We start from the raw sequence: 14,306 nt of genomic DNA, 5'->3' as shown, positions 1-14,306 counted from the left end.
GGGCCTGTGCCGTGAGTTCGATACACCTGAGCGCCGAAGTCGCCGCCCGCGGCGTGGACATGCAGTTCGACGCCGACGACGGCGAGACGGTCGCAGTCCTCGGACCGAACGGGTCAGGCAAGTCCACCTTGCTCTCGCTGATAGCAGGCCTGCTCAGACCTGATACGGGACGTATCGTGCTCGGGTCGGACGTCGTGACCGACACCAGCACAGGGACATTCGTCCCCGCCCATGCACGAGGCGTGGCAAGCCTCACGCAGAGGGCACTGCTGTTCCCGCATCTGTCGGTCGAGGCCAACGTCGCGTTCGCGCCGCGCAGCCGAGGAGTCGCACGACGTCGGGCGCGTACGACGGCCCGTACTTGGCTCGGCGCGGTCGACGCTCTCGAGCTCGCCGACCGCCCACCGAGAGGGCTCTCGGGCGGTCAAGCTCAGCGAGTCGCCATCGCGCGAGCGCTCGCGGCCGACCCTCGGGTTCTTCTTCTCGACGAGCCGATGGCCGCCCTCGACATCGACACCGCACCTGCGGTGCGCCGCCTGCTTCGCACCGTCCTGCGCGAGCAGCGACGCACCGCCGTCGTGGTGACACACGACCTCCTCGACGCACTGGCACTCGCGGACACCGTCGTCGTCGTCGAGAAGGGAAACATCGTCGAGCGGGGCCCGACGACCGAGGTACTCACCGCGCCTCGCAGCGCATTCGCCGCCAAGATAGCCGGGGTGAACCTCGTCGCCGGGACCGCGGACAGCACAGGCTCGCTGACGACCGCCTGGGGTTCGACGGTCCACGGTCACGGGGAGTCCGTGGCCGGCGGTGCCGTCGCCGTGTTCGCGCCGTCCTCGGTCGCCGTCCACATCGAGGCCCCGCATGCAAGTCCGCGCAACGTCCTTCCGGTGACGATCGCCGAGATGGACGTCCACGGCGCCACCGTTCGACTACGTGCGGCCAAGCATCCGGACGGCAGCCCCGGAATCGCCGCGGACGTGACGCCTGCCGCCGTCGCGGAGCTGCACCTCGAACCAGGGATAGACGTGTTCTTCGTCGTCAAGAGCCAGGAAGTGACGATTCATCCGGCCTCGCGCTGAATGTCGGCGCCGACCAGTGCCCACTTGCCGGACAGGGTCCTCACCACGACCGCGATCATCCGCAGGGTGACGAACACGCCGAGCCCGAACCAGATTCCGCGCAGTCCCCAGTCGAAAGCCAGGGCCATCCAGATCGCGGGTAGGAATCCGATCAGAGCGCACGCCAACGTGGCCGTGCGGAGAAATGCTGCGTCGCCTGCGCCGAGAAGCACCCCGTCGAGGGCGAACACCACACCGGCGATCGGAACGATGACGACGAAGATCCACCAGATCGAGTGCATCTCGGCCACGACGCTGCCGTCGGTGGTGAACAGAGCCGGTATCACCGGACGGCCTACCGCGAACACGGCCGCGAGGACTGCCGCGAAAATCGTGGACCACACCGTCAGTCGCCATCCGAGGCGGGTAGCACCGCGCACGTCCCCTCTACCGAGCGCCGCGCCCACCAAGGTCTGTGCGGCGATGGCGAGAGAGTCGAGCGTGAGGGACACCAGGTTCCACATGTGCAGAACAACCTGATTGGCGGCGACCGACGCGGCACCGAATCTCGACGCCACGGCCGCCGCCGACAGGAAGCACGCTTGAAATGCCAGGCTGCGGAGGACGAGGTCGCGACCCAGTACCAACTGTGCGCGCATGATCGACCACGACGGTCGGAGCGGCACGCCGGAACGCATCACCGCGGCCACGAAGAACGCGCCCGACACAGCCTGGCCGACGACGTTTGCCACTGCGGACCCGACGAGGCCGAGATCTGGGAACCCCGCCAGTCCGTGCACCAACAGTGGGCACAACACAGCGGACAGGCCGAGCCCGACCAGGACGAATCGGAGAGGTCTCACCGTGTTCTGGACACCACGCATCCACCCGTTCCCGGCAAGCGACACGAGAATGAACGGCACCCCGAGCACCGCGACGCGGAACCACTGCACTGCCTGGGCCGTGATGTCGCCGCCGCCGCCGATGACGGTGAGGATCGGTACGCACAGCACCTGCATGACGCCCACGATGACTGTTCCGAGTATCAGTGCGAGCCAGGTCGCCTGCGCGCCCTCGCCCACAGCGTCACGTTCGCGCCCCGCTCCGTGCATGCGGGCAGCGCGGGCAGTCGTGCCGTAGGACAGGAACGTCAATTGCGTACTGACCTGAGCCAGAACCAGGCCGCCGACCGCCAGACCCGCAAGTGCCGCTGCTCCGAGCCTGCCTACGACAGCCGCATCGAAGAGCAGGTACAACGGTTCCGCAGCGAGTACACCGAGCGCCGGAAGCGCAAGCCCGAGTATCCGACGAGGTGACGCGTCCTGGGCGGCGTCGACGTCACCCGAGGGCATCTGTCAAAGTCTCGATCACGTCCGATTTCGAGCCGAATGCAGTGAAGCCGGCAGCGTTGCGATGGCCACCGCCACCCAGGGTTGCCGCCACCGCGGACACGTCGACAGATGCCTTGGACCGGAGCGACACCGTCCATTCGTCACCCGCCTGTTGCTTCAGCACCGCCGCTACCTCCGCCTCCGTGGTGGTTCGGACAATGTCGATGACACTTTCGATCTCCTCGGACCGGAGCCCTTCGGAGTTCTCACGGAGGATCGCCGCATACACCAGGCCCCTACCGCCGACCGCGTCGGGCACCAGCGTCGCCGAACCGAGGACGGAACCGAGCATGGGCAGCCAACCGAAGGGGTGACTGTCGAGAAGTTTGCGTGCGATGGCACCACCGTCGATACCGGTCGCGAGCAGGCGCTCGGCCAACAGATGCGAGCCGGGACGTACCCACCGAAACGAGCCTGTGTCGGTCACCAGGCCCGCGAACAGGCAGTGCGCCAACTCGGAATCGATGTCGACGTTCCAGAGATCGAGAAGGCGGGTGATGACGGCTGTCGTGGACTCGGCGTCCACGTCGACCACGTTCAGTGATCCGAATCGAGTGTTGGAACGGTGATGGTCGATCACCAGCGACGCGCGCGCCGAGTCGATCCGACTCGCCAAGCTGCCGAGACGCTCGCGGCTGCCCGCATCGACCGTCACCACCAAATCCACCTTGGACCGGACTTCATCCGACGGGACGAGCAGCTCGCACCCGGGTAGCTCGTTCATCGACTCGGGAAGTGAGTCGGGGGCTGCGAACGACACCTGGACCGGGACACCTCGGCGATGCAGGACGAGACCGAGGGCCAGGCCGCTCCCGATCGTGTCGGCGTCCGGATGCACATGGCAGAGCACGGTCACGCTCTGCGCGGTGTCCAACATGGACACAGCCGAGGCGAGCTCGGTCTGCACCGACTCGATGTCGGGTGTCGTCGTCACGTCGATCAGTCCAGATCGGAGTTCGGGTCCGACGCTGCTTCACGTGGAGCCTTGTACGGGTCCGGGTCACCCGCCGGCTTGGCGGACGCCGCAACCCTGGCAACCTCGCTGTCCGCTTCGCGAGCGCGAGCGAGCAGCTCTTCCATGTGCCGCGCCGTGTCCGGAACGGTGTCCGTCACGAACGTCAAGGTGGGGGTGAACCGCACTCCAGTACCTGCGCCGACCTTCGACCGGAGAACCCCCTTCGCCTTCTCCAGACCGGCGGCTGCACCCTCGAGATCAGGTGCCGTGTCCAGGTCCTCACCCATCACGGTGTAGTAGATCGTCGCGTCGTGCAGGTCAGCCGTGACCTTGCAATCGGTGATGGTCACGAACGCCAACCGCGGGTCCTTGACCTCGTGGTCGATGGCCGTCGCAACGATGGCGGCAATTCGCTTGGAGAGCCGCCGAGCTCTCGCCTGATCCACCATGAACTCCACGCTCCTCACACACGGTGTCCGAGTCAGTCCTCGGGACCGAAAATTCTTCTTCTTACCGCCAACAATTCCAGATCATGACGCTCGGCGACGTGTCGCTCGCATTCGTCCAGCTTGTCGTGCAGACCGTCGACATCCGATCCGACCGCGGCTATGCCGAACAGCGAGCGCCGAAATCGGTCGCGCTCACCCGTCTCCGCCGCGGAAACACCGAACCGCTGCAGCTCCGAAAGAACCGGTTCCACGGTCGACCGCTTGTCGGCAAGCGAACGTATGTCCCCCAGCAGTACGTCCAGCTCCAGAGCACCCAGGTACACGAGGCCTTCCTTCGATCGGTTCGCGTGAGACGCTCCGGCGGCGGTACGTGTGCCGTACCGCCGCCGGAGCAGATCTCAATGCAGTGTCACTCCCCTACACACCACTGCCACCAGTGAGCACGTCACTAGTCGCGAGGCTTCTCACGAAGCTCGTACGCCTCGATGACATCTCCCACCTTGATGTCCGAGTACGTCACCGTGAGACCACATTCGTATCCCTCGCGCACCTCGACCGCGTCGTCCTTCTCGCGGCGAAGCGAGGAGATGGTGACGGTCTCGGCGACCACCGCGTTGTCACGAAGCAACCGAGCCTTGGCGTTGCGACGGATCGTACCGGAGGTGACGAGGCAACCTGCGATGTTTCCGACCTTGGAGGAACGGAACAGCGCACGGATTTCGGCCTGGCCCAGTGCTACCTCTTCGTAGATCGGCTTGAGCATGCCCTTGAGGGCCTTCTCGATCTCGTCGATCGCCTGGTAGATGACGGAGTAGTACCGGATGTCGACGCCCTCGCGGTTGGCCAGCTCGGTGGCCTTGCCCTCCGCGCGCACGTTGAAGCCGATGATGATCGCGTTGGATGCCGACGCCAGGTTGACGTTGGTCTCCGTGACGCCACCGACACCGCGGTCGATGACCCGCAGTTCTACCTCGTCGTCGATCTCGATACCGAGGAGAGCCTCTTCGAGGGCCTCCACCGTTCCGGAGTTGTCACCCTTGAGGATCAGGTTGAGCTGCGAAGTCTCCTTCAGAGCTGCATCGAGATCATCGAGGCTGATGCGCTTGCGACTCTTCGCAGCGAGCGCGTTGCGCTTGCGTGCGTTGCGTCGATCGGCGATCTGACGGGCGATGCGGTCCTCGTCGACGACGAGGAGGTTGTCGCCTGCGCCGGGCACCGAGGTGAAGCCGACGACCTGAACCGGCCGCGACGGCAGTGCCTCGGTGACATCGGCACCGTGCTCGTCGACCATGCGACGAACACGTCCGTAGGCGTCACCCGCCACGATCGAGTCACCGACGCGGAGCGTTCCGCGCTGGATGAGCACGGTCGCCACCGGTCCACGGCCACGGTCGAGGTGTGCCTCGATGGCGACACCCTGAGCGTCCATGTCCGGGTTGGCCCGCAGGTCGAGGGCGGCATCCGCCGTCAACAGCACCGCTTCGAGGAGGGCATCGATGTTGGTGCCCTGCTTGGCGGAGATGTCGACGAACATGGTGTCGCCGCCGTACTCCTCGGCAACCAGTCCGTACTCGGTCAGCTGCTGCCGGATCTTGTCCGGGTTCGCGCCTTCCTTGTCGATCTTGTTGACCGCGACCACGATCGGTACATCCGCAGCCTGCGCGTGGTTGATGGCCTCGACCGTCTGCGGCATGACGCCGTCGTCGGCCGCGACGACCAGGATCGCGAGGTCGGTGGCCTTGGCACCACGAGCACGCATGGCCGTGAAGGCCTCGTGACCCGGGGTGTCGATGAACGTCACGAGACGCTCGTTGCCCTCGAGCTCGGTCAACACCTGGTAGGCACCGATGTGCTGCGTGATTCCGCCGGCTTCGCCCTCACGAACGGCCGTGTTACGGATCGAGTCGAGCAACCGGGTCTTACCGTGGTCGACGTGGCCCATGACGGTGACCACAGGAGGACGCTGTTCGAGGTCTTCCTCGCCACCCTCGTCCTCACCGTAGGTCAAGTCGAAGCTGTCGAGCAGCTCGCGGTCCTCGTCCTCCGGGCTGACGACCTGAACCACGTAGTTCATCTCGCCGCCGAGCAGTTCCAGCGTCTCGTCGTTGACCGACTGAGTGGCCGTCACCATCTCGCCGAGGTTGAACAGAGCCTGCACGAGTGCCGCCGGGTTCGCGTCGATCTTCTCCGCGAAATCGGACAGCGACGCACCGCGGGCAAGGCGAATCGTTTCGCCGTTGCCGCGTGGCAGCCTGACGCCGCCGACGGCGGGCGCCTGCATGGAGTCGTATTCCTGCCTCTTCTGACGCTTCGACTTACGTCCACGCCGAGGAGCACCACCCGGACGCCCGAAGGCACCGGCTGCTGCACCGCGCTGGCCTGGACGACCGCCGCCACCTGGGCGACCGCGGAATCCGCCTGCGGGAGCTCCACCTGCAGGAGCACCACCGGGCGCGCCGGGTGCGCCGCCGCCGCGGTAGCCACCGCCGCCGCCCGGTCGACCACCTGGAGCGCCGCCTGGGCGTCCCGGTCGACCTGCTGCAGGTCCCGGACGTGCCGAACGAGTCGGCATCGCACCCGGGTTCGGGCGCGGAGGCATGGAGCCGGGGCTCGGACGTGGACCACCCTGGCCCGGAGCCGGACGAGGGCCGCCCTGGCCGGGTGCCGGACGGCTGCCCGCCTGGGGCGCAGCCGGGCGAGGTCCACCCTGACCGGGTGCCGGACGACCGCCGCCGGGGCGAGGTCCGCCCGGTGCGGGGCGCGGAGCCGGACGCTCGGCCGGAGCCGACGAATACGGGTTGTTGCCGACACGGGGCGCCTTGGGGCCAGGCTTCGGGCCGGGTGCGCCCGGTTTGGGTCCTGCGGGAGCCGCCGGCGCAGCAGACGCGGCGGGAGCCGCCGGTGCTGCGTTCTCGGTCGCCGGAGCCTGCGCCGCGGGGCGAGCAGGAGCCGGAGTGGGACGCGACGGCGCCGGAGCAGCCGGGCGTGCCGGAGCGGACGGCTGGGGTGCCGACTGCTGGGGGGTGCTCTCCTCTGTGGGAGCGGGAGCCGATGCCGCCGGAGCGGACGGGGCCGGAGCCGCCGGACGTGCCGCGGGCTTCGGGCCCGGACGGGGTCCTCCACCAGGCTTGGCGGACGGTGCCGGCTTGGGCGACCCGTTCGATGCGCCTGCGGCTGGAGCCGAGTCCGATGCTCCGGACGGGAAGGACTCACGAAGTCGACGCGCAACCGGCGCCTCGACGGTGGATGATGCTGACTTCACGAACTCGCCCTGCTCTTTGAGCCGTGCGAGTAGTTCCTTGCTGGTGACACCGAGTTCTTTGGCCAACTCGTGTACGCGGGCCTTGCCTGCCACTGCTCTCCTCACTGAGAGGCCGAGCGAGGCATGGTGCCCGCACGACCTCGGGTTATCTCCGATGGACGTTCATCGTTGGTGCTTCACGGTGTGCTCATCAGTGCTGTTGCCTGTTCTTCTCGACGGGTGTAGCTCTGCATTCACTGCTCTGCATTCACTGCTCTGTATTCGGAGCCACCGGTTCCTCGGTGTGGGCCTCTGCACCGTTTCCGATGAAGGCTTCCACCGCGGTCACGTCGACCACTCCTTGTACTCGTAGTGCTCTGCCGAATGCTCGGCGTCGTTCCGCATTGACCAGACATTCCGAGACGGGATGCAGCCAAGCGCCCCGACCTGGAAGCCTGCGGTGGACGTCCGGGACGATCACGAATTCCGAGGAATCCGAATCACCCGTCCGACCGACCACGACTCGCAGCAGATCGACTGCCGGAACCCGCTCCTTGCATCCGACACAGGTGCGCACCGGCAGACGTGTAGGCGTCGAACCGGTGCTCCCATGACGGAAGGGCGTGGAGTTCAATTCCGAACCACCGACTACTCTACCGCTGTATTGCCCCGAACCCCGCATTCTGTCTTTACCCGCTGGTCGCCTCGGGTGCCACGGCCGCGTCGCTGCGGATATCGATTCTCCATCCGGTCAGACGGGCAGCCAATCGAGCGTTCTGCCCTTCCTTGCCGATCGCCAGAGACAACTGGTAATCGGGGACGATGACACGTGCGGCACGAGCGGCGGCGTCGACCACCGTCACCGACACAACCTTCGACGGCGACAGAGCATTCCCGACGAAGCGAGCGGGGTCCTCGTCGAAGTCGATGATGTCGATCTTCTCCCCCGCAAGTTCGCTCATGACGTTGCGCACACGCTGGCCCATCGGACCGATGCACGCGCCCTTGGCGTTGAGGCCGGACACCGTGGAGGTCACCGCGATCTTCGACCGGTGACCGGACTCTCGGGCGACGGCGATGATCTCGACGGAACCGTCCGCGATCTCGGGCACCTCGAGGGCGAACAGCTTGCGTACGAGGTTCGGGTGGGTTCTCGACAACGTGATCTGAGGTCCACGGTTTCCGCGGGCGACGCCCACGACGTAGCACTTGATGCGTTCACCGTGCTCGTACGACTCGCCCGGAACCTGCTCGGCAGGAGGCAACAAGCCATCGGCGCCGTTGGCGTCGCTTCCGATCCGTACGATCACGGTGCCTTTCGCGTTCGCGCGGGTGTCTCGCTGGATGACGCCGCCGACGATCTCGCCTTCGTGGGTCGAGTATTCTCCGAACGAACGCTCGTGCTCGGCGTCACGCAGACGCTGCAGAATGACCTGGCGAGCAGTGGTCGCTGCGATACGGCCGAAGCCTTCAGGAGTGTCGTCCCACTCCGAGATCGTGTTCCCGTCCTCGTCGATCTCCTTGGCCATGACCTTGACCGAGCCACTCTTGCGGTCGACGTCGATCCATGCGTGCTGCTGGTGACCTTCCGTGTGGCGGTATGCGGTCAACAGAGCGGTCTGGATAGTCGAGATGACCGTCTCGATCGAAATTCCCTTGTCCGCCTCGATGGCGCGCAGCGCCGCAATGTCGATATTCACTTGTCGGACCCTTCTTCCGGTTCTTCCACGTTCACGGTGTTCTCGGCGTCGGCCGGCGCAGGCCGCCCGTCCACGACGCCGCCCGCCAGTTCCATCTCCTCGGACTTCGGCCGCGAGAATTCCACCTGCACAACTGCTTTGACGACGTCCGTCAACGCCACCCGGCGTGTCGAGAGAACACCCTTCGTCTTCGTCACAACCGTCACGACGCCCGTGTCGAGTGCGCCGATCCTGGCGTCGAACTTCTCGTCCGCCAATTCGATCCGCACCGCTCGACCCCGTGCCCGACGCCAATGCCGTTCGAGCGTCAGCGGTCGGTCGATTCCGGGAGTGGTGACTTCGAGCGTGTACGGCGCCTCGCCGAAGTCCGACACCCCGTCGAACACGTCGGAGATCTCTCGGCTGAGCGACGGCAGGGTGTCCAGATCGATTCCCTGTTCACGGTCGACCATGATCCGAACGGCACTGTGCTTGCCGGCTGCAACGACGGTGACGTCCTCGAGGTCGAAGCCGTGTGCGTCGATCAGGTCGGACAGGAGCTCGACGACCCTCTCCTTGGACGGAACAGGCATCGTGGTGTGCACTCCTCGTGAAGTTGTGGGCGGATCGGTTCCTCAGACGGTGAACGTACAGCCTAGCGCCCATCGCGGCGGCCCGTGACCAGGTGCGGGTGCGCACCGGCAAAGTGAGACCTGGCAGCATGGACGCGTGCTGACGCCCGCGCTATCTCGCCCACTCACACGTCGCGCGTCGTTTCGACTGGTAGCGGGGGCGGCCCTCGCGGCGGCCGGGCTCACCTCGGTCACAGCCTGCACGCCGGGCCAGGACACCGCCGAGACGGTGGACACACTCACCACGCACTTGCGGCAGGCTCGCCAGGACGCGCGGTCGGCCGCGGCGCTCGCTGCCTCGATCCCGGATCGTGCTGCTGCACTGTCGGTCGTGGAACTCGAGCGCACCGCACATGCCGACGCGTTGGCGACGGAGATAGACCGCGTCGCAGGCGGGTCGACGACGACGCCTGCTGCTTCGGTCACGACCGATTCCTCCGGCCCGCCTCCGACGTGGGACGAGTTGGTGGCTGCGCTGACCGATTCTGCACGCAGCGCCGCTGATTCGGCGCGCAACGAATCCGGCTTCCGCGCCGGCTTGCTGGGTTCGATCAGCGCCGCGTGCACGACCTCCGTGGAGGTGGTGTTGTCGTGAACGAGCTAGGTGAAGAGCAGCAGGCGCTCGTCGATGCGCTGCAGGCCGAGTACGCCGCGGTGTTCGCCTACGGCATCGTCGGCGCTTTCTCCAATCCTGCGCGCGCGGACCTTGTGGCAACCTACGCGGCTGCTCACCGGGCACGACGTGACGCCACCATCGATGCACTGACTGCGGCGAGCGTCACCCCGCCGCAGCCCGCGACCGCGTACACCACACCGTTTCCGGTGACCGATCCCGTCACCGCCGTCCAGCTTGCCGCTCAGGCCGAAGCGGACACGTCGGTCGCGTGGCGCTCGGTGATCGAGCGCAGCCGGTCCGGCCCCACTCGCGAGATCGGAATCACCGCGCTGACCGAAGCTGCGCTGAGACTTGCGAACTGGCGGACGATCCTGGGAGTGGTTCCGGCGACGGTGGCGTTTCCGGGTCAGCCGTAGGCGTCGTCGCGGCAATGCCCGAGGGCATGAACAGCGCGGCCAGAATTCCGACCGCGACAGCTGCGGCGCCGACCAACAATGCGGGAGCCAACGCGTCGGTGTACCCGGTGGGAGTCAACGCTCCCCCGCTGCCCAGGAAGACCGCTGTGAGAACAGCGATTCCGAGCGCGATACCGATCTCGCGAATGGTCGAGTTGGTGCTGCTGGCCGTGGCGTGATCGACAGCAGACATGTCGGTGAGCACCGCCGTCGCCGACGGCGCGAATGTCAGGCCCATGCCGATTCCGGCCATGGCCAGGGCGGGAATCATGCTGATGTACGAGGTTCCCGGTTCCACTATCGCGGCCATCCACACCAAGGCTCCGGACTGCAGCGTCAGACCTGCGACGAGCAGCGTCCGTAGACCCAGCCGAGGTGCCAGCACTCCTGCCAGGGGTGCCACGATCATCGGGGCAGCCGTCCACGGCAACGTCCGAAGACCAGCTTGGAACGGGGTGTATCCCATGACGATCTGCAGATACTGAGACAGAAGGAAGACCGCGCCGAACATCCCGAGAGTGAACGACACACCGATGATGTTGGCGACGGAGAAACTACGAGAGCGGAACAACCGAAGTGGAACGACCGGGAATTTCGTCGACCTCTGTCGCATCACGAACGCCACCATGGACACCGCCGATCCGATGAACGAGAGAAGCACCGTCGCCGAGGCCCATCCGTCCTCGTTTCCGTGCACCACCGCCCACACCAGCAGGAAGACGCCCGCGCCTGCGAGCAGGATTCCGACGAGGTCCAGCGGCTGACGATGTCCGTAGGACTCCTTCAGCGCCACGAGTGCGAGGGGCACCGCGACGAGTGCCACGGGGACATTGATCCAGAAGATGGCTTCCCACGAGACACCGTCGACGACTGCGCCGCCGACGACCGGACCGAGCGCGACACCGAGCCCGGACACTCCGCCCCAGATCCCGATGGCAAGTGCACGTTTCGCGGCGGGCACGACTCCGGCGAGCAGCGTCAGGGACAGTGGCATGATGGCAGCGGCTCCCGCGCCCTGAATCGCTCGGGCAGCGATGAGCATCACCGGTGTCGTCGCGAGCGCGGAGCCGATCGAGGCGACCGTGAACACGGCGATGCCCCCGAGGAAGACATTGCGGCGGCCCCACCGGTCGCCGAGCGTCGCGGCCGCGAGCATCAGCGTCGCGAAGCTCAGCGTGTACGCATTCATGAACCACTGCAGTTCTCCGACCGAGGCCGACAGGTCTGCCTGGATCACCGGGAGCGCACTGGTCATCACCAGGTTGTCGAGGGTCGCCATGAACATCGGTAGCGACGCGGCGAGAATTCCGACCCAGATCGGAATTCGCCGTTGGGTGTCGATGTGCGGCGGAGCGGTCGTCGTGGACATGGCAAGCCTCCGAAGGTTGTAAGCATCGAATGATTACTTGACTGGGGACGCTAGTTATCAACTGATAACCTGTCAACATGCCAGCGCCGACGAAGACCACCCGCATGGACGCAGCCGACCGCCGTGAATTGGTGCTCGACGCCGCCACCCGAGCGTTCGCCAGGGGCGGCTACGCCGGAACCAGCACAGACGCCGTCGCCAAGGAAGCGGGCGTGTCTCAGCCCTACGTCGTCCGGATGTTCGGCACCAAGAGCGAACTGTTCCGCCTCGTGTTCCAGCGCGCGATCGACGGGATCATGCGCGCGTTCGATCGCGTTCTCGACGAGTCACCGTCGGAGCCCGACGTCTGGCCCGCACTGGGTCGGGCGTACGCGGATCTCGTCACCGACCGAGACCTTCTCCTGGTCATGATGCACGGTTTCACCGCGAGCACCACACCGGAGATCGGCACCCAAGCGCGTGACGGCATGTCCGCGATCTACACCCAGATACGCGAACGCACCGGGTGCACGCCCGACGAGGCACGCGACTTCATCGCGCACGGCATGTTGCTCAACTGCCTGCTGGCAATCCAGGCGGTCGAACACTCCTCCGACGAGTCTCCCCTCGCCGAACTCGCCGATTGTGCATTCGGGCCGAAGCTGGCCCAGTTCGTCAAGACCTCGGGCTAGGGCTGCATCTCGTACGCATTGTCGTACGCCAGGACTTCGCCCCACACTGCGTCGAATCTCGCGGCGTTCACGACGGGCTTGCGCAGCGCGCCGACAGCCCATGCCTGCTGCGCCTCCGTCGAGGACGGCTTGCTGTACAACGCAACGGCATACGCAGAGAAGTCGCGTACCTGAAAGTCGAAGATCTGATCGAGAACGTCGGTCGATACCGCGTCCGCGCTCTCGAGAATCAAGTGACCGTAGACCACGAGCGAGAACAGGTGCCCGACGTTCAGCAGGAAGTCGAGATCACGCTGCTGCTCCTCGTTGGGCGCCGACTCGGTCAGAAACTGCTTGAACGCCAACACCTGCTCGTAGAAACGCCCGACGTTGGGCACGGCCGAGTATTTCTCGTACACGGGCACCCAGTCCTGGAACCGGACCTTGCTCGCGCCGCGCGCCGGTCCCTGAGCGAAGAAGAAGGCGTCGTCCGACGCGTCGTCGCGAACCTCGACCGCCGGAAACTCCGTGGGCGCGAACATGTACGCCGGCATGAACTTGAGCATCAACGCCACGTTGACGTGGACCGTGCCTTCGAGTTTGGGCAACGTGCCGATCAGTTGCGCCGCCTCTCTGAAGTACGTGTTCTTCTCGTACCCCTTCGCTGCGATGACGTCGTGCAATGTACGAACCACGGTTTCGCCCTCCGACGTGACCTTGGCCTTGGTCATCGGATTGAACAGGAGATACCGACGGTCCTCCACCGAAGCGGATCGGAAGTAATCGAGGGCACGAGCGCTGAACAGTTTCATGGCGATCAGCCGCGCGTACGCGTCGACGAAACTTGCTCGCACGTGCGGAAAATCGGTGACCCGGTTGCCGTAGAGGATGCGATTGTGCGCGTGAGTGATCGCCTCGTGGAAGGCATGCTCGCAGATCCCGATCGACCCGGTGCACAGGTTGAACTTGCCGACGTTGACGGTGTTCAGCGCCGCCGAGAACGCGTCGGCGCCGGTGTGCAGGATGTCCTCGGCCCGGACCGGGTAGTTCTCCAGCGCGAACGTGCTGACGAACATCTGACCGTGAACCACGTTGTCTCGCAACACATAGTTGTCATGGTTACTGTTCGCAACGAAGAAGACGTACGCTTCGGGACCCTCGACATCGGTGCGACGACCGAACACGGACACCGTCCCTGCCACGTTGCCGTTGCCGATGTAGTACTTTTCGCCCGACGCCATGAACTCGACCCCGTCTCCCCCGCCGGGAGCCAGAAGCATGTCGGTGGAATAGACGTCGGCACCGTGTGCCCGTTCGGACAGACCGAACGCCGCGACGCCGCCCTCGTCCAGCAACTCCGCAGCCCGGCGCTTGGCTGCGTCGTTGTCGCTCATCCAGACTGGACCCAGCCCGAGGACAGTGACTTGCCACGCGTACCAGTAGGACAGGCCGTAGAAGCCGAGGATCTCGCTGAGCATCGCGTTCCGCGAGGCATCCCACCGCTTGTTCGGGTCACCGTCCGCGTACGCAGCGGGCGTGCAGAACGTGGCGAACAGTTTCTCCTTCGCGACGAATGCGAGGAAATCCGCCGTCCAGACCGCGTCGAGGTCGTCGGAGAGCAGTTTCGCTTTGCCACGACTCTCGAACCAGTCGATCAGCGCGCGCAACTGCCGAGCAGTCTCGTCGTCCAAACGCGTCACGTCGAGCTTCGTGGGATCGAACAGAGAAATCTGCGACACCATTGTCACCTCTCCTTGTCGGTGCGGTTCCCGCGAACTCACTTCGCAGACTCCGCTCCCGCCAAA

The 14,306-nt window shown here is 65.8% G+C and carries 14 protein-coding genes; 4 read left to right on the top strand and 10 right to left on the bottom strand.

The features are described from left to right. Positions 1-11 precede the first annotated feature (11 nt). Complete coding sequence (locus tag ACFULT_RS14240; protein ID WP_378481748.1) at positions 12-1,085, top strand: sulfate/molybdate ABC transporter ATP-binding protein; 1,074 nt, start codon at positions 12-14, stop codon at positions 1,083-1,085. On the opposite strand, the gene ACFULT_RS14235 is transcribed toward ACFULT_RS14240, so the two are convergent. From ACFULT_RS14235 to rimP, 8 genes are all read right to left on the bottom strand, one after another. Beyond that, positions 1,067-2,416, bottom strand: a complete 1,350-nt coding sequence (locus tag ACFULT_RS14235; protein ID WP_378481747.1) for an MATE family efflux transporter — start codon at positions 2,414-2,416, stop codon at positions 1,067-1,069. The genes ACFULT_RS14240 and ACFULT_RS14235 overlap by 19 nt on opposite strands. Then, entirely contained in the window at positions 2,403-3,332 is a 930-nt protein-coding gene (locus ACFULT_RS14230; protein ID WP_241483923.1) for a bifunctional oligoribonuclease/PAP phosphatase NrnA, read from the bottom strand. Before ACFULT_RS14230 ends, ACFULT_RS14235 begins: the two co-directional genes overlap by 14 nt. Before the next feature lie 62 nt (positions 3,333-3,394). Then, the gene (gene rbfA / locus ACFULT_RS14225) at positions 3,395-3,859 is read right to left on the bottom strand and encodes a 30S ribosome-binding factor RbfA (protein ID WP_037113323.1); all 465 of its coding nucleotides are present in this window, start codon (positions 3,857-3,859) and stop codon (positions 3,395-3,397) included. Between the two features lie 32 nt (positions 3,860-3,891). Beyond that, complete coding sequence (locus ACFULT_RS14220; RefSeq protein ID WP_019664192.1) at positions 3,892-4,182, bottom strand: DUF503 domain-containing protein; 291 nt, start codon at positions 4,180-4,182, stop codon at positions 3,892-3,894. A gap of 125 nt (positions 4,183-4,307) precedes the next feature. Further along, entirely contained in the window at positions 4,308-7,214 is a 2,907-nt protein-coding gene (gene infB / locus ACFULT_RS14215) for a translation initiation factor IF-2 (protein WP_378481746.1), read from the bottom strand. Between the two features lie 154 nt (positions 7,215-7,368). Further along, the gene (locus tag ACFULT_RS14210) at positions 7,369-7,677 is read right to left on the bottom strand and encodes a YlxR family protein (protein ID WP_378481745.1); all 309 of its coding nucleotides are present in this window, start codon (positions 7,675-7,677) and stop codon (positions 7,369-7,371) included. 112 nt (positions 7,678-7,789) lie between these two features. After that, positions 7,790-8,800: a transcription termination factor NusA gene (gene nusA, locus ACFULT_RS14205; protein WP_037111503.1), complete on the bottom strand. Its 1,011-nt coding sequence runs from the start codon at positions 8,798-8,800 to the stop codon at positions 7,790-7,792. After that, complete coding sequence (gene rimP, locus ACFULT_RS14200) at positions 8,797-9,372, bottom strand: ribosome maturation factor RimP (RefSeq protein WP_037111585.1); 576 nt, start codon at positions 9,370-9,372, stop codon at positions 8,797-8,799. Before rimP ends, nusA begins: the two co-directional genes overlap by 4 nt. A 136-nt stretch (positions 9,373-9,508) precedes the next feature. Between rimP and ACFULT_RS14195 the strand changes: the two genes are divergently transcribed. Further along, on the top strand, positions 9,509-10,006 hold the full coding sequence (locus ACFULT_RS14195) for a hypothetical protein (protein ID WP_037111502.1): 498 nt from the start codon (positions 9,509-9,511) through the stop codon (positions 10,004-10,006). Continuing rightward, positions 10,003-10,443 (top strand): ferritin-like domain-containing protein, encoded by a 441-nt coding sequence (locus tag ACFULT_RS14190; protein WP_094721868.1) that lies wholly within the window; start codon positions 10,003-10,005, stop codon positions 10,441-10,443. The genes ACFULT_RS14195 and ACFULT_RS14190 overlap by 4 nt, the downstream gene beginning before the upstream one ends. Here ACFULT_RS14190 and ACFULT_RS14185 read toward each other — a convergent pair. Then, positions 10,349-11,851: a DHA2 family efflux MFS transporter permease subunit gene (locus ACFULT_RS14185; RefSeq protein WP_037111500.1), complete on the bottom strand. Its 1,503-nt coding sequence runs from the start codon at positions 11,849-11,851 to the stop codon at positions 10,349-10,351. The two genes, ACFULT_RS14190 and ACFULT_RS14185, sit on opposite strands and share 95 nt — an antisense overlap. A 77-nt stretch (positions 11,852-11,928) precedes the next feature. Between ACFULT_RS14185 and ACFULT_RS14180 the strand changes: the two genes are divergently transcribed. Continuing rightward, the gene (locus tag ACFULT_RS14180) at positions 11,929-12,522 is read left to right on the top strand and encodes a TetR/AcrR family transcriptional regulator (protein WP_037111498.1); all 594 of its coding nucleotides are present in this window, start codon (positions 11,929-11,931) and stop codon (positions 12,520-12,522) included. On the opposite strand, the gene ACFULT_RS14175 is transcribed toward ACFULT_RS14180, so the two are convergent. Continuing rightward, positions 12,519-14,243: an acyl-CoA dehydrogenase family protein gene (locus ACFULT_RS14175; RefSeq protein ID WP_378481744.1), complete on the bottom strand. Its 1,725-nt coding sequence runs from the start codon at positions 14,241-14,243 to the stop codon at positions 12,519-12,521. The genes ACFULT_RS14180 and ACFULT_RS14175 overlap by 4 nt on opposite strands. Positions 14,244-14,306: the final 63 nt, after the last annotated feature.

The sequence above is a fragment of the Rhodococcus sp. NPDC057297 genome (assembly GCF_042667435.1).
Taxonomy (GTDB): domain Bacteria; phylum Actinomycetota; class Actinomycetes; order Mycobacteriales; family Mycobacteriaceae; genus Rhodococcoides.
The sequence above is the reverse complement of the archived record's forward strand: the minus strand, read 5'-3'. Positions and strand labels throughout refer to the sequence as shown.